This window comes from Williamsia sp. SKLECPSW1 (assembly GCF_054332755.1).
Genome location: NZ_JBTGLI010000001.1, coordinates 1,862,284 through 1,880,036, shown reverse-complemented (window position 1 = coordinate 1,880,036; position 17,753 = coordinate 1,862,284). Strand labels below are relative to the sequence as shown.

Below are 17,753 nucleotides of genomic sequence, written 5' to 3'. Positions count from 1 at the left end.
CTCAGCTCCCGCTCGTCTGGGCGTGACTGTCGCCGCTGCCCGCCGACACCGTCGGGGCGGTACCCCATCCGCTGGGCGAGCTCCCGAGGTCGGTGGACCCGCTCGACGAGCCGTCCGAACCGGACGAGGAGTCGGTGGAGGCGCTCGTGTCGGTCGACGCGGAGGTCGCCGGTGTCGTCGAACCGTGGTCGGTGTCGGCGTACGCCAGACCCGACGTGATGCCGATGGCGCCCAATGCGGTGACGCCCAGGGTCACCGCGGCCGCGCGCGCCCTGCGGATTCCTCGTTCCGGTGGGGTCATGGTCCGTACCTCTCGTCGATGCCGATGGTGCTGCTCATCGGCCATGACCCGAGTGTGCGAATCAAAGCTGTGGGGACGCTGGCAGCACCATGTGAGGTCGGGAGCGATCTGTGGGAACAACCCCGACCGGCGCCGGTGTTGACCCAGGGTTTGCACACGTCCGACCACGGGAGAGCCATGACCACCCACACGACCCGACGCATCGTCCTCGCGGCCCGACCCCACGGCGAGCCGACCGACGACGACTTCCGGTTCGAGGAGGTGGAGCTGCCCCGGCCCGACGAGGGCCAGGCGGTCCTGCAGACCCTCGACCTGTCGCTCGACCCCTACATGCGCGGTCGGATGAGTGCCGCGAAGTCCTACGCCCCGCCGGTGGAGATCGGCGACCCGATGGTGGGTGCCACCGTCTCGCGCGTGCTCGAGTCCCGCGATCCCGCACTGTCGGAGGGCGACGTCGTCCTCGGGTACGGCGGCTGGCAGACCCATTCCGTCGAGTCGACGAAGCACCTGCGCCGGCTGGACACCTCGGTGGCGCCGCCCAGCACTGCGCTCGGGGTGCTCGGTATGCCGGGCTTCACCGCCTACTCCGGTCTGCTCACCATCGGCGACCCGAAGCCCGGTGAGACCGTCGTGGTCGCCGCCGCGGTCGGCCCGGTCGGATCGGCCGTGGGTCAGATCGCGAAGCTCAAGGGTGCACGGGCGGTCGGGATCGCAGGCGGACCGCAGAAGGTCGCCCATCTGCGTGACGAGTTCGGCTTCGACGCGGCGATAGACCACCGTGCGGACGACTTCGCCGACCAGCTGGCGGCGGCGACGCCCGACGGGATCGACGTCTACTTCGAGAACGTCGGCGGTGCGGTGTTCGACGCCGTGTTGCCCCGGATGAACACCTACGGCCGCATCCCGGTGTGCGGCCTCGTCGCCAACTACAACCGCACGTCCCTCCCGGAGGGCCCTGACCGCAGCGGCGCTCTGATGGGTCAGATCCTGACCCGCAGCCTCACCGTCCGCGGATTCATCCAGACCGAGTTCGTCGCGACGCAGCAGGAGGCGTTCCTGCGGGAGGCGACGCAGTGGGTGGCCGACGGGAAGCTCAAGTACGTCGAGGACGTCACCGACGGCTTCGACAACACCCTCGACGCGTTCCGCGCGATGCTCGCCGGCCGTACCTTCGGCAAGACGGTCGTCCACGTCGCCGACTGACGGCGCACCTCAGCGCCGGGTGAACACGCCGTCGTCGCCGTCGGATGTCAGGTACTCGACCGTCATCGACGGACCGGCGAACGTCACCGCGGAGATCGAACCCGGCTCGGCGTTCTCGCTGCGCGGTGAGAACGTGAACGTGTCGCCGTCACGGTGGGTGAGCGGATAGCGCGTCTGCCCGTTCGGGCCGAGCCCGATGGTCAGGCCGCCGTTCTGGGTGCTGATGGTCGCCGGCCCCCAGTACGCGTTCTCGTAGGTCCCGACGTACGCCGAGTCGGGTCGTGCGGGAGCGGGGTCGGTCGGCGCCGGTTTCCCGACCAGCGATCCCGTCGGTTCGGACAGCCCGGCGTACGCGTCTCCGTAGAGCGTGTCCCACGGCTGGCGCTCCTCGCCGTACTGCACCAGGTCCATGAACCGCATGCCCACCGCGTCCGCGACGCCGATCGGCGCCGCGTTGGTCAGCATGATGATCGCGACGTCGGCAGAGGGCATGACGACGAAGTTCGTTCCCGTCCCGAGCGCGAACGCGCCGGAGTGCGAGTAGGTCGTCCTGCCGTCCGACGTGGTGGCCGCGTTGAAGCCGTACCCGTAGAACCCCGCGCGGTCGGCCGCCGACTCCGGTTCGGACGTGCGGATCTCGGGGATCGTCGCCGGCAGGATCGACTCCGGGCTGAACACCGTCTTCCCGGCGTACGTCCCGTCGCCGAGCATCGCCGTCAACCACCGGGCCATGTCGTCGACCGATGAGCTGACACCGCCAGCGGGCGCCTGCGCATCGGGTTCGCGCTGCTGTGGCGTCACCATCCATCGGCCGTTCTCGCGCACGTGGCCGACGGCGCGATCCGCCCGGCCGGCGAAGTCGGAGTAGCGCATCGACGAGGACCGCATCCCAGAGGTTCGAAGATCGCCCGCTCGGCGAGGGTCGCCCAGTCGGTCCCCGCCTTGTCCGCCACCGACTGCGCCGCCGCCGTGAGACCGAAGTTGGTGTAGGCGTACGTGGTCCGGAACGGCTCGAGGGGCAGCAGTCGGAGCCGCTGCAGGATGGTGTCGCGGTCGTACCCGATCTCCTCGAGCTTGTCCCCGGCGTGCTCGGCGAGACCCGACCGATGGGCGAACAGGTCGCCGACGGTGACGTTGGCCGTCACGTAGGGGTCGGAGAGCGCGAAGGTCGGCATGGAGGCGACCACCGGGGTGTCCCAGGACACCCGGCCCTGCGTGATCTGGGTCGCCACGACCGACGCGCTGACCGACTTGGAGACCGACGCGAGCTGGAACACCGTGTCCGCGTCCACTTTCCTGCCGGTAGCCATGTCGGCGACGCCGAAGCCTTTCGCGTACACCGTCCGGCCGGCGTGGACGACGGCGACCGCCGCTCCGGGGATGCCCGTCCTGCGCAGCTCGTCGTTCACGATCGAGTCGAGCCGGCCGACCGCCTTGTCGACCGCGTCTGCCGGGAGCGGCTGCGCCACAGCGGCGTTCACGTCACCCGGGCTGGACGGGGAATCGGGGCCCGGAGGCGCCGACGAACACGACGACACCGCGAGCACCAGACAGGTCGCGAGGACCACCGCGGGAACGATGTTCCGGGTCATGCGGACGGAGGCGGGGGTCAGGTCACAGGTCATCGTCGCTCCGGTGGAACAGGCCGGCGGCCGGTGTCGTCGACTCCACGACGGATGGAACACCCGTGGAGCCCACGGTGTACGGCGATTCGTCGCATTCACGATCCACCGTCCCCGGTCAGCGAAAGCTGGTGCATAGTTGCGCTGACCAGGTCGTATGTCTGCCTCCGGATCGCGGACTAGGGTCGTGTCCATGGCTGCCGCCCACACGCATTCCGGGACCGTCGTGATCGCCGCCGATCCGGAGACCGTCTACGACGTCGTCTCCGATGTCACCCGCACGGGCGAATGGAGCCCGATCTGCGAGGCCTGCTGGTGGGAGTCGGGTGACGAGCCGGGACCCGACGGCCCCCGTGAGGGTGCCTGGTTCGTCGGACGCAACAAGACTCCCGCCCGCACCTGGGAGACCCGGTCTCTCGTGGTGGCCGCCGAGCGTGGCCGCGAGTTCGCCTGGCTGGTGGGCGGGAAGTTCGCGCGATGGGGTTACACGCTGCGGCCGGTCGACGGCGGCACCGAGCTCACCGAGTCGTGGGCGTTCCTCGACAGTGGGATCGAGACGTTCCACGAGCGGTACGGCGACGATGCCGAGGCCCAGATCCAGGACCGGATCGATGCCGCGCACAGTGGGATCCCAGCCACACTCGAGCGGGTGAAGCAGGTCGTCGAAGGCCGCTGAACTCGTTGTTCACTCTCGCGCAGCGCTTCTCAGGCTTGCCTGCGCTTGCTGGACGAGTCGGCCAGGACGGTGTTGGCTGGCGTCCATGACCGAGATCCCGACCCAGCACGGCGCGGAGCCACACGCCGCCGGCGCGGCGAGCAAGTTGAACTGGTTGCGCGCAGGTGTCCTCGGCGCCAACGATGGGATCGTCTCCGTCGCAGGCATCGTGATCGGTGTCGCTGCGGCCACTGCGTCCCGCGAGCCGATCCTCACCGCCGGGATCGCGGGCCTCACTGCCGGCGCGGTCTCGATGGCGCTCGGCGAGTACGTGTCGGTGTCCACCCAGCGCGACACCGAGAAGGCTCTTCTGCTCAAGGAACGCACCGAGCTCGACGAGCAACCAGAGGAGGAGTTCGAGGAGCTCGCCGCGATCTACGAGGCGAAGGGACTGACGCCGGAGACGGCGTGGCAGGTCGCGACCGAACTCACCGAGAAGGACGCGTTCGCCGCACATGTCGAGGCCGAGCTGGGCATCGACCCCGACGAACTGACCAACCCCTGGCACGCTGCGTTCTCGTCCGCCGTCTCGTTCACCCTCGGCGCGCTGCTGCCGCTCGTGGCGATCGTCCTGTTGCCGCTGCACCTACGGATCCCGCTGACGTTCGTGGTGGTCGCCCTCGCCCTGGCCCTCACCGGATACGTCAGTGCAGTCGTCGGGGACGCCGATCGCCGCGCCGCTGTGCTCCGCGTGACGATCGGCGGCGTCATCGCGATGGCGGTGACGTACCTCATCGGCCTCCTGGTCGGGACCGCTGTCGGATAGTCCCGGCCGTCTCAGGCCAACGCGAGGAAGAGCTTCTCCAACTCGGCCTCGGTCATGGGCTCCTTGGCGTCCGGATCTCCGGTGATGCACTCGCGCAACCCGGTGGCGACGATCTTGAACCCGGCCTTGTCCAGCGCACGGGACACCGCCGCCAACTGCGTGACGACGTCCTTGCAGTTGCGTCCGTCCTCGATCATCGAGATCACGCCGCCGAGTTGTCCGTGTGCACGGCGCAGTCGGTTCAGAACCAACGCCAGCGTCTCGTCGTCTCCGGTCATGACAGTCCTCCCGTGTGAAGAGACCAGCCTACCCCCGGGGGCATGATGCGCCGCGGGGGCAGGACGGCCATGTGATCAGGCGTCGCCGAGGGCGGCGATCGCCTTGCCGAGCAGCCCTGCGGCCTCGGCCGCGACCGGCTCGAGCCCCGACTCGCCGGTGACGGAGACCATGAGATCGGGGTTCATCGCCTCCACGATCATGGTGCGACCCGAGTCGTCGGAGGTGTCGGCGCGGACGACCACGTTGCAGGGCAACAGCATCCCGATCTGGGGCTGCACACCGATCGCCTTGTGCGCCAGAGTCGGGTTGCACGCACCGAGGATCGTGTACTGCTCCATGTCCTCGTCGAGCTTCTTCTTCAGCGTCGCCTGGACGTCGATCTCGGTGAGGACGCCGAAGCCCTGATCGGCCAGTGCGGCGGTCACCTTCTCACGGGCGGTGGCGAAATCGGTGTCGGTGAGGGTCGTGGTCAAACCCAGTTCCATCATCTCTCTCCTTCGTTGTCGTCGATCACGAGGTCAGTTGTGCGCGAAGCTGATCGACGGGAGAACCCGTCGCAGCCAGGCGGGCGACCACCAGCCGGCGTGGCCGGTGATCCGGAGCAGCACCGGCAGCAGGATCAGCCGGATGAACACCGCGTCGAGCAGGACCGCCACACCCAGGATGATGCCCATCTCCTTCGGCGGGAGCGGATCGGCGAGCGCGAAGCTGAAGAACACCGCCACCATCACCGCGGCGGCAGCGAAGATGACCCGGCCCGAATGGGCCATCCCGTCGACCTGCGCCGTGTGCGGGTCACCGGACTTCTCGTAGTGCTCCTTGGCCGTGGCGAGGAGGAACACGGTGTAGTCCATCGCGATGGCGAAGATCATCGCGAAGAAGAACACCGGCCCCCACCCGTCGAGGAAGCCCTGCGGGGTGAACCCCAGCAGCGACGCCCCGTGGCCATCCTGGAAGACCAGCTTCGCGACACCGAAGGCCGCGCCGGTCGAGAGCAGGCTGACGACCGTTCCCATCAGTGCGATGAGCGGCGCCTGCAACGCGACGAGCAACAGCAGGAAGCCCATGATCAGGATGACGCCGACGATGATCGGCAGGTAGTCGTTCAGCGCCGTCTGCAGATCGAGGTTCTCCGCCGGCGCACCCCCGACGAGCGCGTCTGCGGGGAGCCGTTCACGCAGCGTGTGCAGGATGCTGCCCATGCGGGCGTCTGACGGATCGACGGTCGGGATGGCCTCCATCAGCGTGTAGCCGGATCCGTCACGCGCCGATTGCGGCGGTGTGACCATCGCTATCCCCGGGCTGGACGACGCGATCGTCGCTGCGGCCTGCGCGTCGGCGGCAGGGGTGATGATCTGCAGGGCACCGGGCGCCCCGGGTCCGAACTGCTCCTGCACCAACGCGTAGCCCTGACGGACGGGGGCATCCTCCGGGACCACCGAGATCGACGGCATGGCGACCTTCAGTCCGACGACCGGCAGAGCCAGCAGCACCAGGATCCCCAGGGAGACGACGGCAAACGGCCACGGGTGCTTGTGCAGCAGCGATCCCCACCGGTGGAACACCGGCGAGCGGTGTTCCTGCTTCTTCGCGTACGGCAGCGAGACCGCGTTGACCTTCGGGCCGAGGGCACCGAGCACGGTGGGCAGCAGAGTCAGCGTCGCGAGCAGGACGAAGACCACCGCGAGCATGATCCCGACCGCCATGGTGCGCACCGCCGGGGCGGGCACGAGCAGCACGGCCGAGAGGCTCACCAGGACGGTCAAGCCCGAGAGGAACACGGCCTTGCCCGCGGTGTCCATGGTGTCGACGACGGCCTGTCGGCGATCACCCCGCTGCTTCAGCGCATCACGGAACCGCGAGACGACGAACAGCGCGTAGTCGATCCCGAGCGCGAGGGCGAACATCATCGCGAAGTTCATCGCCCACACCGAGATCGGCGTGACGTGGTTCAGCAGCACCAGGCCACCGGCCGAGGCCACGAGACCGGCGACGGTCAGCAGCAGCGGGAGCCCCGCCGCGACCAGCGACCCGAACGCCAGCACCATGATCGCGAGGGTGACCGGCCACGAGAACAGTTCCGCCTTGATCATCGCGTCGTGGTTGGCCTTGTTGAAGTCTGCCCAGAGCGCCGACGCCCCGGTCGGGTAGACCTCGATCCCGTTGCGCGACAATGCGGTCAGGTCGGACTTGTGATCGTCGACCGCCTTGACCATCTCGTCGGTCGACGCGTTCGCACCGGCGATGAGGATGCCGGTGTGACCATCGCGGCTGATCGTCATCCCGGGCTGGGGTGCGACGATCTCGCCGAATCGGGGGTCCGACCCGAGCTCCCGACCGATCTGGCTGAACACCGCCTGCATGGACGGATCGGTGACGGTCGCGGAGTCCGAGTGGACGACGACCTGGACCGCCGACGAGGCGTTCCCGCCGAAGTGCTGCTGCGCGAGCTCGCGAACTGCGACGGACTCCGAACCGTTCGCCTGCCACCCGGCGCCGGCGAGCGACGAGAACACCGACGGCGCGAAGGCGCCGAGGACCACGATCGCCGCGAACCACACACCGAAGACGATGCGACGGTGGTCACTGCCCCAGCCGCCGATGCGCCCGAGAACACCCGGACGTGAGGCCTCTGGATCGGCACCCGGTCGATCGGGTGGCGCGGTGGTGTCGGTGCTCGTCATTTCTTCCGTCCTGTCAGTCGAGAGAAGATCGATCCGGTCGGGGCGCTCGCGTGGCCGTCACACCACTGCGAATCGGGTACCCGTCGCTTGACGGATTCGATGTGTCGACCGCAGCCGGCCCACGTCGTCTTGCCGCATGTCCTGCATGTCATCGCGTGACACATGGGTCAGTTCTCCTGCGCTGTCGTGAGGGTGGGCGGCCCCGAGCGGGGCCGTTGGAGTTGAGCGAACGCCGGCGTCCGGGCGACGACGGTCAGTGCGTCGAGCAGATCGTCCGCCGCCTCGCCGGCAGGGATCTCGGTGAGCACCGGTCCGAAGAAGGTGCGGCCGTCCACCGCGACGAGCGGTGTGCCGGAGGGCTCGCCGTAGGCGTCGACCGCCGCGGCGTGGGCCCGCTCGACCTCCTCGTCGTGGGACGGGTCGTCGATGGCCGACGCGAGGGCGGGATCGAGCCCGCACTCGTCGAGAGCGGCGCGCGCGACATCGGCGTCGACGTCACTGCCGTGGAGGTGGACCCTCCGTCCGAGTGCGCCGTACAGATCCGCGAACGCCGCTGCGGGAGCGGCGGCCAGGAGCCGACCACCGGCACGCGAGACCGCCATGTGGTGGGCCATGCCGGGATCCATGTCGCCGCTCGAGACGGCCTCGGCATTCAGGACCGCCAAGCTCATCTGGCGCAGCGTGAGGGTCACGTCGTCGTGGCGGCCGACGACGTCGGTGAGCCACCGGGATGTCGCCCACGCGAAGGGGCAGGCCGGGTCGACATAGCAGTCGATGTGCATCTCGCCTCCTGAATATGTACCCCGGGGGGTATCCTCGGATGAATGGTTCGGTCCCGTGACGGACCGGTCGAATGATGGCGACCATACCCATGGGGGTATCTGATGTCCAGCGATGCGTCGAGGTGCACACTCGACGGTGAGGCCCGGTGAGCGAGGAGGACGACAGCGCGATGCCCGAGACCCCGATGACCGTCCACGAGACCGCCCCGCTGAACGCCGAGACGCCGCCGCAGCACCTCGGCAGCCGATTGACCGACCCGACGTCGTTCTACGTGCGGAGCCACGGAGACATCCCCGACATCGACCCCGAGACGTGGGAACTCGTCGTCGAGGGGATGGTCCGGACGCCGCTGCGTCTGCGACTGTCGGAGCTCCGGTCGCAGTTCACGTCGCGGACCGTCGAGGCGACCCTGCAGTGCGCGGGCAACCGTCGCACGGACCTGATGGCGGTCCGCGACATCCCCGGCGAGGCCCCCTGGGACATCGGCGCGATCTCGACTGCGCGGTGGACCGGCGTCCGGCTCCGCGACGTCCTCGACCGGGCGGGACTCGCCGACGCTGCGCTCCACATCGCCGTCACCGCATCGGACGTCGCGGGCGAGGCCGAGCCCCCTCAGACATACGGCGGGTCGATCGACCGAGAGAAGGCACTGTCGGACGAGGTCCTCCTCGCGTGGTCCATGAACGACCGGCCCCTCCCCAGCGTCCACGGCGGGCCGGTTCGGATGGTCGTGCCCGGGTACATCGGCGCCCGCAGCGTGAAGTGGGTCCAGTCCGTCTCCGCGCAGACATCGCCGTCCGACAACTACTTCGAGCGGGTGTCCTACCGGATGCTGTCGGCCGAGCAGGAGCCCGGCCCGGAGGTCGGCACCGCGTTGACCGCCACACCGGTCACATCCGCGGTCATCGACCCCGTCGACGGCGCCGAGATCTCAGCGGGACCGGCATCGATCCGTGGATACGCGATCGGCGGTCACGGCCACACCGTCACCTCCGTGCAGGTCTCGACCGACGGCGGCGCCACCTGGACCGACGCCGATCTCGACGAGGAGTCCTCCCCGTGGTCGTGGCGGCACTGGCACCTGCCGACACATCTCACGCCCGGCGACCACACGATCACCGTGCGCGCCAGGGACTCCGGCTCCGGCGAACAGCCCGTCCACGCCGCCGACCTGTGGAATCCCAAGGGCTACGCCAACAATGCGTGGCATTCGGTCACCGTTCGGGCCCGCTGACCGGGAGCCCGCTGTTCCACACGCAGACGAACAGCACCGATGGGCTGGTCATGCTGCGGCCGCGTGGAATCGACGCCGAAGGGCCAGGGACACATAGACGAGCCCGACGAGGACCGGCACCTCGATCAGCGGCCCGACGACCCCGGCGAGCGCCTGCCCCGAGGTGGCGCCGTAGGTCGCGATCGCGACTGCGATCGCGAGCTCGAAGTTGTTGCCCGCAGCGGTGAAGGCGAGGGTCGTCGTGCGCTCGTACCCGAGGCCGATCGCCGCGCCCACGAGATACCCGCCACCCCACATCACCGCGAAGTAGATGAGCAGGGGCAGAGCGATCCTCACGACGTCGAGCGGCCGGGAGGTGATCTGGTCACCCTGCAGCGCGAAGAGGATGACGATGGTGAACAGCAGGCCGTAGAGCGCCCACGGTCCGATGCCGGGTAGGAAGCTGCTCTCGTACCAGTCGCGCCCACGGACACGCTCGCCGAGGCGACGCGACGCGAACCCGGCTGCGAGCGGGATGCCCAGGAACACCAGAACGGAACCGGCGATCTGCCAGGGCGACGTGGCGATGTCCGTCTGCTGCAGTCCCAGCCACCCGGGTAGGACCGACAGGTAGAACCAGCCCAGCACACCGAACATGACGACCTGGAACACGGAGTTGATCGCGACCAGGACCGCAGCGGCCTCACGGTCGCCGCATGCGAGGTCGTTCCAGATGACGACCATCGCGATACACCGGGCGAGACCGACGACGATCAACCCGGTCCGGTACTCCGGTAGGTCCGGGAGCAACAGCCAGGCGAGGGCGAACATCAGCGCCGGTCCGACGATCCAGTTCAGGGCCAGTGACGCGATGAGCATCCGGCGGTCGCCGGTGACCGCACCGAGCCGGTCGTAGCGGACCTTCGCCAGCACCGGGTACATCATCACGAGCAGTCCCACGGCGATCGGAAGCGAGACCCCGTCGACCGAGATGGCCGACAACGCATCGTTCAGTCCCGGGACGAACGCGCCGAGACCCAGTCCGGCCACCATCGCCACGCCGATCCAGACCGGCAGGAAGCGGTCGAGCGTCGACAGTCGCGCCGCGACGGCAGCGTCGTCCTGTGTGGTGGTCATGCTCGGACCACTCCGACACCCACCCTGTGGCGAGCGATCGACTCACGGATGCGCGCAGACCCGCGCTGTGTCGACATGTGTCCATTTTGACAGAGCACCCGGGTCCGGTCGGACGCGCCGATCAGCCCGGCCCGACGACCCAGACGGCGTCGCGCGGGATGTCCAGTCCCACGGACGATCCGATCCCGACACTGGTGTGGGGCGGGAGGTCGGCGACGACCCGTGCGTTCCCGACCGCGACCGTCACCCGTGTCCGGACGCCCGCTGTCGCCGTCGCGACCACCGAGCCGATCGTCGAGGCCGACGACGGAGGGCACAGGGCCACGCCCTCGTGCCGCATCAGCAGCAGACCCGGACCGTCGGGCATCGGGCATCCCTCGGGCACCCGAACCGCGCCGAGGTCGCTGTGATGGACGCCGTCGTCGACGTGACCGGCGATCTCGACGAGTCCCCCGAGGTGACGATGAACCGCAAGGGTGGACGGCCGGTGGAAGGCCCCGTCGATGTCCGATTCGTGGTGCAGTTCGCCGTCGACGAGGACGGCGATGCGATCGGCCGTCTGCGCGGCCTCGTCGAGATCGTGCGTGACCAGCACGATCGTCGGGTTCACCTCCGCGCGGATGTCCCGCAGCAGCCGATACATGTCCGTACGCAGCGGCCCGTCGAGGGCGCTGAACGGCTCGTCGAGGAGGAGCACCGACGGCGTCGCGCAGAGCGCTCGCGCCACGGCCACCCGCTGCGCCTGCCCACCCGAGATCGCTGTCGAGGACCGGTCGGCGAGGTCGACCGCCGCGACCATCTCCAGATACCGCAGCGCCCGGCGGCGCGCGTCGCGGCGCGTCGATCCGGCCGCACGAAGCGGGAACGCGACGTTGTCGAGCACCGAGAGATGCGGGAACAGCAGCGGCCGCTGGAAGACCATCCCCACCCCGCGGGATTCCGCCGGCACCCCGGTGACGTCGCGGCCGTCGATGCGGACCACGCCGTCGGTCGGTTCGTCGAGGCCGGCGACGAGCCGCAGCGCCGTGCTCTTGCCCGACCCGGACGGTCCGACCAGCGCCGTGCACGATCCGGCCCCGACCTCGAGGGTCAACCCGCTCAGCGCCGGCGCGGACGCACCCCGATGCCGGCGTCCGAGATCGACGACGGACAGGCCGGTCCGCGACCCCGGCGTCACCGGGCGACCTCACGGCGGCCGCGGAACCGCGCGACCACGATCAGGAGGATGAGCGGTGGCAGGATCGCGCCCGACGACAGCACGGCGACCACCGACTCGTTCCCGGTCCCCGCCGCGAACGACGCCACCAGGATCGGCAGCGTGATCAGCCGACCGCCACCGATGAGCAGCGTGACGACGTAGTCGCTCCACGCGACGAGGAACGCCAGGAACGCCGCGCCCGAGATCGCCGGGGCCAGCAGGGGGAGCCGGATGCGCACGGCGACAGTCCACCGCGATGCGCCCAGGGTGCGGGCCTCCTCTTCGTAGGCCATGTCGTACGCGCCGAAGGCGAGTCGCATCACGGTCGTCGTGTAGGGCAGCGCGGCGACGGCCAGGATGCCGACCACCGCCGCGGTGCCGGGGATCCGCAGTCGCAGGACCACCACGTCGAGCCCGAGCGCCACGGCGAACGCCGGCAGCACCAGCGGCGCGAGGATGATCGCCTGGACGAGGCGCGGGGCGACGACCCTCCCCGTCGCGAGTGCCCGGGCGGCGAGCGCACCGACCGGTGTCGCGACGGCGGCCACCGCGAGGCCCAGAACCGTGGACATCAGCGCGGCGTGTCCGGCGCCGGAGGCGAGAGCCGTTCGCAGACCGTCGAACCCGAACTCGTCGGGGAGCCGATCGGGGAACGGCCAGCGGTCGGCGAACGCCCACAGGACGAGAGGGACGAGCGGCACGAGGAACCAGCCGACGAGAAGTCCACGCAGCGCGTGCCCCGGCCTGAGGCGTCCGATCATCGCCACACCGTCAGCCGTCGGAGTGCCGCCAGGGCCAGACCGATCACCAGCAGCGACAACCCGGCCGTCACCACCGACACCGCCGCTGCCTCCGGCCGGGCCGACAGGTCGATGGACCGGAAGAGTCGTACGGCCATGACCGCCATCGGCTCGGGGTACGGCCGGCCGAGCAGCATCGCGACCTCGTAGGACCCGAGCGCGTAGGTGAACGTGATCGCGGACGCCGCCACCACCGACGGCGCGATCAGCGGGAGGGTGACGAACCGGAAACGCGCCCGCCGACCGGCACCGAGCAGCGCGGCCGTCTCGTCGTATCCGGCCACCCGTGACGCGAGCGTCCCGCCGACCACGAGCGCGATGAAGGCCGACTCCTTCCACGTGTACTCGGCGATCACCGCGATCCACCACCGACCGCCGACCAGGCCCAACGACTCCGCCCCGCTGATCCCGAACAGACGCGCGAGCAGCCCGGAGTCGGCGAGCAGCAGACCGATCGTCGCCGCACCGACGAGGTGGGGGACCGGCACGGTGATGGTGCCCGCCGCCAGCACCGAGCGACTCGCCGCGGCCACGGCAAGTGCTGCGGCGACGCCGATGATCACGGCCAGCACGGTCGACACCGCGGCGATCCCCACGGACACACGAACGGACGTGAGGAGTTCGGGCCACGCGGACGTGTACCCGTCGACACTCAGGGCCGGTGAGCCCACCAGCGGCATCAGTCCGAGGCTCTGCAGGATCGCTGTGGCCAGCGCGACCACCACGACGAGGACGACCAGGACGACGGCCGGTACGACCATCAGAGTCGTTCTCCCGGAGCGCCGATCCATCGTGGTCGAGGAACTCACCGTCTCAGCGTGCCGCGAGGACGGATTTCCGCCAGCCGTCGTCGAGCGGGGTCACCCATGCCGACGACAGCTCCGGATGCGCGTTGCGGGACAGGACCTCGTAGGAGGGGACCACCGGCGAGGCCGGTAGCGCGGCGAACGCCGCGCGGTCGGTGGCGTCGAGTCGCGCGAGGTCGAGGACGGTGAACTGACCCCACGTCGACGGACGCGCCTTCGCGAGCTGTTGCTGCGGCGACAGGGCGAGGTTCGCGACGACCTGCGCGCCCGCGGAGTGTCCGGACGTCGACGGGATCGCGAGGAAGCTGGCGTTGCCGACGGTGCCGTCGGACAGCGTGAGCACCTTCGTCTGCGGCGGGAATGTCCCCTTCGCGACCAGCTCGGTCAGGGTGGCGGGGCCGTACGTCATGGTCATGTCGACCTGACCACCCGAGTACAGGTCGTCGAGCGCGGACGACGTCTGCGGGTACGTCGATCCCCCGCGCCACAACGACGGGGCCAGTCGCCTCAACCGGTCGAAGAGCGCCGGGGTGAGTCGGTCGTATGCCTCACGCGAATAGGTCAGCGGCACACGGCCCGCGCCCCCGGACAGCGCGACGAGAGCCTCCCGGACGAACACGGATCCGGTGAAGTCCGGCGGGGCCGGATAGGTGAACCGGCCCGGGTGTCGTTGCGCCCAGTCGAGGACCCCGGTGAACGTCGTCGGCGGGTCGGGAACGGCCGCGGCGTTGTAGACGAGGGTGAACTGCGCCTTGTTCCACGGCGATTCACACCCGTCGACCGGGACCCCGAAATCCTTCTGCAGCAGCGGGTCGTCGGGGTCGGTGTAGCGCATGTTCGGCAGACGTGGGGTCCACCCGCACAGCCACCCGCCCGCCTGTTTCGCGGTGCCGAAGTTGTCGCCGTTCACCCAGACCAGGTCGACCGAGCCGTTCGTGGTCCCCGACTGCCGCTCGGCGAGGATGCGGCTGACGGCGTCCTTGGTGTCGGCGACGGGTACTCGACGCAGGGTCACGCCCTCCCGTGCGGCTGCAGGCGCCAGGACGGTGTCGACGTAGGCGTTCCCCTGTTGATCACCGCCGTACATCCACAGCGACACCGTCTGGCCGCGTGCCTCCTGCTGGACCTGTGACCACGGCACATCGGCGGCCCGCTTCCCGGTCGACCCCGGCGCGGCGCACGCTGCGGAGAGCAGCGCGACGACGCCGAGTGCGAGCATGGAGCGGACGGTGTGTCGAGTACCTCGCGTCGTCACGGATGTCCCTTCGATCGGTGTACCCGCCCGGGCACACGCCGGGAAGGTCGAAGCCTTCCCTGCCCGATGGTCCACGAGAACCGAGGAGATGCGATGTCGACCCACCGCGACGCCGTCGACGACAGCATCGAGGACGACGCCCGGACGGCCGATACGAGCGGCCCGTCGCGCGGCCGGTGGCTCAAACCGGCCGTGTTCGGGGTCCTCGTCGTCGCCGCGGTGGCAGTCGCGCTGACCGTCGACATCCCCGACGCGGCGTCGGTGCGTGACCGCGTCGACGCCGCCGGCGTGTGGGGGGTCCTGCTGTTCGTCCTGGTCTACGCGGCGCTGTCGCTGACCCCGTTCCCCGCGAGCGCGCTCACCATCGCGGCCGGACTGCTGTTCGGTTTCGTCTCCGGGGTCCTCGTCGTCGTGGTGTCCGCGACGCTCGGCGCGTGGATCGGGTTCGGGATCGCGCGGTGGCTCGGTCGCGAGTCGGTGTCCCGGCGGATCTCCGGCCGGGGTGCGGCGCTCGACAGGATGCTGACGAGCCGCGGACTGCCCGCGGTGATCGTCGTCCGGTTGATCCCGGTGTTCCCGTTCGCGCTGGTGAACTACGCGGCCGGGTTGAGCGGTGTGCGGCAGCGTCACTACGTCATCGGCACGGTGGTCGGGATCCTTCCGGCGACCGCGGGGTACACGGCTCTCGGCGCCTACGGCACCTCTCCCCTGTCGTGGCCGTTCCTCGCCGCCGTCGCCGCGGTGGTCGTCGTGACCGTCGTGTCGAGTCTGGTGGCACGGCGGATGCGTCGCTCGGACCCCGGGATCGACGACTGATGTTCGACGCCGCACTCCGCCCGCGCCTCGAACGCCCTCTGCGCGAGGCGGCGCGCCTCCTCGACCGCCCCGGTGTCACCCCCGACCGGTTGACCGCGGCCGGACTCGTGCTCGGCCTCGGCAGCGCCGTCACCTCCGGGCTGGCCTGGTGGTGGGCCGCACTGCTCCTGTGGCTGATGTCCCGTCTGGCCGACGGACTCGACGGTCCCCTCGCGCGGCGTCGGCGTGCGGCTGACCCGGGGACCGCCGACGCGGGAGCGGGCGGATTCTTCGACATCACGGCCGACTTCGTCGTCTACGGCTCGACCGTGGTGGGGGTCGCGATCGGCGCGAGCCACGCGAGTGGCGCCCCCTGGTGGCCGTTCCTGCTGGTCCTGTTCACCTATTACATCAACGGGACCGCGTTCCTCGCGTTCTCGTCGATCGCCGAGAAGTCGGGCCGGACGATCGACGACGGTCGGTCGCTGTCGTTCCTCGGAGGCCTCGCCGAGGGGACGGAGACGATCGTCGTGCACGCCCTGTGGCTGGTCTTCGCGACGGTCGCCTGGCAGATCGCGATCGTCTGGGCGGCCGTCGTCGCCGTCAGCTCCGTCCAGCGGATCGTCGCCGGATACCGCGCCCTGCGCTGACTCAGCCCGACGACCACCGCACCCACCGGGCGCGTACCCGGGCGATCACCCGCAGTGCGCGGCGGGTCGCCGGCGCGTCCAGTTGTCCGCGGACGTCAGCGATCGCAGCGTTCCACGCACCGTCGGAAAAGGTGGGATACGGGTGCGTCGTCGCTGCGATGTCCCGGGTCCGCAGGCCGAGACGGACGGCGAGCGCCAGCTCGCCGATGGTCTCCCCGGCACGAGGGCCGACCACCGTCGCTCCTCGCACGCGGTGGCGCTTGTCGAGGATCAGCCTGGTGAAGCCGTCGGTCCGGCCCTCGGCGACCGCCCGGTCGACCTCGTCGTGCGGCAACGTCAGCACGCGCAGACCGGGGGCGGGAGTGGTGACCCCCACCGCGGCCACCTCGGGATCGGTGAACGTCACCCGCGGCTGCCCGGTCCGCTCGACCGACCGCGGGACCCCGAGGACCGCGTTCGACGCGGCGACGCTGCCGTGCATCCCGGCGGTGTGGGTGAACTGGGGGTGCCCGGTGACGTCGCCACACGCCCAGATCCGAGGGTTGCTGGTTCGCAGGTACCGGTCGACGACGACGTGTCCTCGGCCGTCGACGTCGACCCCTGCCGCGTCCAGGCCCAGCCCATGCGTCGTCGGGGTGCGCCCGGCGGCGACGAGGAGGTGATCGGCGGCGACACGACGGCCGTCCGTGAGGATCAGGTGCCCGTCGACGACCTCCGCCGGCCGGACGCCGGTCAGCACGGTCACACCGTCGGCCGCGAGCGCGGCGGCGACCACCTCGGCGGCGTCGGGATCCTCGCGCGCGAGGATCCGTTCGCCGCCCTCGACGATCGTCACGGTCGAACCGAGTCGCGCGAAGGCCTGCCCCAGCTCGCATCCGACGCTGCCGCCGCCGAGCACCGCGAGACGGGCGGGGAGCTCCGTCAGATCCCAGATGGTCTCGCTGGTGGACGTCGGCACGCCGCCCGACCCAGGGATCTCCGGGATGGTCGGCTGCGCGCCGGTGGCGATGACCAACTGGCGGAACAACAGGTGACGCTCACCGACCACCACCGAATCCGGCCCGGTCACCACCGCCGCACCATGCAGGACAACGACCCCCTCCGCCCGCAGCGCGTCCGGGGAGTCGATCGGGGCGATGCGGTCGATCGACGACCGGACGTGCGCGCGCACCGCAGCGAAGTCCACCGTCACCTCCGCCGCGGAGACACCGAGTCGTCCCGCCCGCCGCGCGGCGGTCGCCGCATGCGCGGCCGCGAGAATCGCTTTCGACGGCACGCATCCCGTCCACAGACAGTCGCCGCCGGTCCGATCCCGCTCGACCAGCACGACGCGGGCACCGAGCCGCGCCGCGGTCTTCGCGGCGACGATGCCCGCGGTTCCGCCGCCGAGGACGAGCAGATCGATCTCCGGCTCCCCGCGGGCATGTGATGCACGGGCGGTCGTCGCGGGGTCCGGTGAACTCTTCTCCACGATGATGGAACCCTGCGGGGCCCCCGATGCGTTCCCCCGACGTCGAGCGGCCCCCGGCGGGCGGGCCGCCGATGT

General features: G+C 70.2%; 17 protein-coding genes and 1 pseudogene. 6 read left to right on the top strand and 12 right to left on the bottom strand.

Annotation, left to right across the window (positions count from 1 at the left end):
* Position 1: 1 nt before the first annotated feature.
* A complete protein-coding gene (locus ACXVUM_RS08625; protein ID WP_458521407.1) occupies positions 2 to 346 on the bottom strand; it encodes a hypothetical protein in 345 nt (114 codons plus the stop codon).
* Between the two features lie 132 nt (positions 347 to 478).
* Here ACXVUM_RS08625 and ACXVUM_RS08620 point away from each other — a divergent pair, with 132 nt between their 5' ends.
* Positions 479 to 1,504 carry an NADP-dependent oxidoreductase gene (locus tag ACXVUM_RS08620; protein ID WP_458521406.1) on the top strand — a complete coding sequence of 342 codons (1,026 nt, stop codon included), beginning with the start codon at positions 479 to 481 and terminating at the stop codon, positions 1,502 to 1,504.
* A gap of 9 nt (positions 1,505 to 1,513) precedes the next feature.
* Here the strand turns inward: ACXVUM_RS08620 and ACXVUM_RS08615 are convergent.
* Positions 1,514 to 3,096 (bottom strand): annotated as a pseudogene (locus ACXVUM_RS08615) (serine hydrolase).
* Between the two features lie 223 nt (positions 3,097 to 3,319).
* Between ACXVUM_RS08615 and ACXVUM_RS08610 the strand changes: the two are divergent.
* Complete coding sequence (locus tag ACXVUM_RS08610) at positions 3,320 to 3,802, top strand: SRPBCC family protein (RefSeq protein ID WP_458521405.1); 483 nt, start codon at positions 3,320 to 3,322, stop codon at positions 3,800 to 3,802.
* Positions 3,803 to 3,887: 85 nt separating this feature from the next.
* Positions 3,888 to 4,607 carry a VIT1/CCC1 transporter family protein gene (locus ACXVUM_RS08605; protein ID WP_458521404.1) on the top strand — a complete coding sequence of 240 codons (720 nt, stop codon included), beginning with the start codon at positions 3,888 to 3,890 and terminating at the stop codon, positions 4,605 to 4,607.
* Positions 4,608 to 4,618: 11 nt separating this feature from the next.
* Here ACXVUM_RS08605 and ACXVUM_RS08600 read toward each other — a convergent pair whose 3' ends face one another.
* The 4 genes from ACXVUM_RS08600 to ACXVUM_RS08585 form a co-directional block, all read right to left on the bottom strand.
* Positions 4,619 to 4,885 (bottom strand): metal-sensitive transcriptional regulator, encoded by a 267-nt coding sequence (locus ACXVUM_RS08600; RefSeq protein WP_458521403.1) that lies wholly within the window; start codon positions 4,883 to 4,885, stop codon positions 4,619 to 4,621.
* Between the two features lie 75 nt (positions 4,886 to 4,960).
* Positions 4,961 to 5,371, bottom strand: coding sequence for a DUF302 domain-containing protein (locus ACXVUM_RS08595; protein ID WP_458522828.1), 411 nt, complete (start codon positions 5,369 to 5,371; stop codon positions 4,961 to 4,963).
* Positions 5,372 to 5,404: 33 nt separating this feature from the next.
* Positions 5,405 to 7,570: an MMPL family transporter gene (locus ACXVUM_RS08590; RefSeq protein ID WP_458521402.1), complete on the bottom strand. Its 2,166-nt coding sequence runs from the start codon at positions 7,568 to 7,570 to the stop codon at positions 5,405 to 5,407.
* Between the two features lie 167 nt (positions 7,571 to 7,737).
* A complete protein-coding gene (locus ACXVUM_RS08585) occupies positions 7,738 to 8,352 on the bottom strand; it encodes a mycothiol-dependent nitroreductase Rv2466c family protein (protein WP_458521401.1) in 615 nt (204 codons plus the stop codon).
* A gap of 146 nt (positions 8,353 to 8,498) precedes the next feature.
* Here ACXVUM_RS08585 and ACXVUM_RS08580 point away from each other — a divergent pair, with 146 nt between their 5' ends.
* Positions 8,499 to 9,587, top strand: a complete 1,089-nt coding sequence (locus ACXVUM_RS08580; RefSeq protein WP_458521400.1) for a sulfite oxidase — start codon at positions 8,499 to 8,501, stop codon at positions 9,585 to 9,587.
* 48 nt (positions 9,588 to 9,635) lie between these two features.
* On the opposite strand, the gene arsB is transcribed toward ACXVUM_RS08580, so the two are convergent.
* From arsB to ACXVUM_RS08555, 5 genes are all read right to left on the bottom strand, one after another.
* Positions 9,636 to 10,703: an ACR3 family arsenite efflux transporter gene (gene arsB, locus ACXVUM_RS08575; RefSeq protein WP_458521399.1), complete on the bottom strand. Its 1,068-nt coding sequence runs from the start codon at positions 10,701 to 10,703 to the stop codon at positions 9,636 to 9,638.
* A gap of 121 nt (positions 10,704 to 10,824) precedes the next feature.
* Positions 10,825 to 11,880: an ABC transporter ATP-binding protein gene (locus ACXVUM_RS08570; protein ID WP_458521398.1), complete on the bottom strand. Its 1,056-nt coding sequence runs from the start codon at positions 11,878 to 11,880 to the stop codon at positions 10,825 to 10,827.
* Positions 11,877 to 12,662 carry an ABC transporter permease gene (locus tag ACXVUM_RS08565; protein ID WP_458521397.1) on the bottom strand — a complete coding sequence of 262 codons (786 nt, stop codon included), beginning with the start codon at positions 12,660 to 12,662 and terminating at the stop codon, positions 11,877 to 11,879. Before ACXVUM_RS08565 ends, ACXVUM_RS08570 begins: the two co-directional genes overlap by 4 nt.
* Positions 12,659 to 13,462 (bottom strand): ABC transporter permease, encoded by an 804-nt coding sequence (locus ACXVUM_RS08560; RefSeq protein WP_458521396.1) that lies wholly within the window; start codon positions 13,460 to 13,462, stop codon positions 12,659 to 12,661. The genes ACXVUM_RS08565 and ACXVUM_RS08560 overlap by 4 nt, the downstream gene beginning before the upstream one ends.
* 52 nt (positions 13,463 to 13,514) lie before the next feature.
* On the bottom strand, positions 13,515 to 14,726 hold the full coding sequence (locus tag ACXVUM_RS08555; protein WP_458521395.1) for an ABC transporter substrate-binding protein: 1,212 nt from the start codon (positions 14,724 to 14,726) through the stop codon (positions 13,515 to 13,517).
* A gap of 129 nt (positions 14,727 to 14,855) precedes the next feature.
* Here ACXVUM_RS08555 and ACXVUM_RS08550 point away from each other — a divergent pair, with 129 nt between their 5' ends.
* Positions 14,856 to 15,578 carry a TVP38/TMEM64 family protein gene (locus ACXVUM_RS08550; RefSeq protein WP_458521394.1) on the top strand — a complete coding sequence of 241 codons (723 nt, stop codon included), beginning with the start codon at positions 14,856 to 14,858 and terminating at the stop codon, positions 15,576 to 15,578.
* Complete coding sequence (locus tag ACXVUM_RS08545; protein WP_458521393.1) at positions 15,578 to 16,207, top strand: CDP-alcohol phosphatidyltransferase family protein; 630 nt, start codon at positions 15,578 to 15,580, stop codon at positions 16,205 to 16,207. Before ACXVUM_RS08550 ends, ACXVUM_RS08545 begins: the two co-directional genes overlap by 1 nt.
* 1 nt (position 16,208) lies before the next feature.
* Here ACXVUM_RS08545 and ACXVUM_RS08540 read toward each other — a convergent pair whose 3' ends face one another.
* Positions 16,209 to 17,678 (bottom strand): dihydrolipoyl dehydrogenase family protein, encoded by a 1,470-nt coding sequence (locus ACXVUM_RS08540; protein WP_458521392.1) that lies wholly within the window; start codon positions 17,676 to 17,678, stop codon positions 16,209 to 16,211.
* Positions 17,679 to 17,753: the final 75 nt, after the last annotated feature.

Coding starts and splice junctions, on each gene's coding strand:
- ACXVUM_RS08625 (WP_458521407.1), bottom strand. CDS start 346: ATGGCCGATGAGCAGCACCATCGGCATCGACGAGAGGTACGGACCATG.
- ACXVUM_RS08620 (WP_458521406.1), top strand. CDS start 479: ATGACCACCCACACGACCCGACGCATCGTCCTCGCGGCCCGACCCCAC.
- ACXVUM_RS08610 (WP_458521405.1), top strand. CDS start 3,320: ATGGCTGCCGCCCACACGCATTCCGGGACCGTCGTGATCGCCGCCGAT.
- ACXVUM_RS08605 (WP_458521404.1), top strand. CDS start 3,888: ATGACCGAGATCCCGACCCAGCACGGCGCGGAGCCACACGCCGCCGGC.
- ACXVUM_RS08600 (WP_458521403.1), bottom strand. CDS start 4,885: ATGACCGGAGACGACGAGACGCTGGCGTTGGTTCTGAACCGACTGCGC.
- ACXVUM_RS08595 (WP_458522828.1), bottom strand. CDS start 5,371: ATGGAACTGGGTTTGACCACGACCCTCACCGACACCGATTTCGCCACC.
- ACXVUM_RS08590 (WP_458521402.1), bottom strand. CDS start 7,570: ATGACGAGCACCGACACCACCGCGCCACCCGATCGACCGGGTGCCGAT.
- ACXVUM_RS08585 (WP_458521401.1), bottom strand. CDS start 8,352: ATGCACATCGACTGCTATGTCGACCCGGCCTGCCCCTTCGCGTGGGCG.
- arsB (WP_458521399.1), bottom strand. CDS start 10,703: ATGACCACCACACAGGACGACGCTGCCGTCGCGGCGCGACTGTCGACG.
- ACXVUM_RS08565 (WP_458521397.1), bottom strand. CDS start 12,662: ATGATCGGACGCCTCAGGCCGGGGCACGCGCTGCGTGGACTTCTCGTC.
- ACXVUM_RS08560 (WP_458521396.1), bottom strand. CDS start 13,462: ATGGTCGTACCGGCCGTCGTCCTGGTCGTCCTCGTCGTGGTGGTCGCG.
- ACXVUM_RS08555 (WP_458521395.1), bottom strand. CDS start 14,726: ATGCTCGCACTCGGCGTCGTCGCGCTGCTCTCCGCAGCGTGCGCCGCG.
- ACXVUM_RS08550 (WP_458521394.1), top strand. CDS start 14,856: ATGTCGACCCACCGCGACGCCGTCGACGACAGCATCGAGGACGACGCC.
- ACXVUM_RS08545 (WP_458521393.1), top strand. CDS start 15,578: ATGTTCGACGCCGCACTCCGCCCGCGCCTCGAACGCCCTCTGCGCGAG.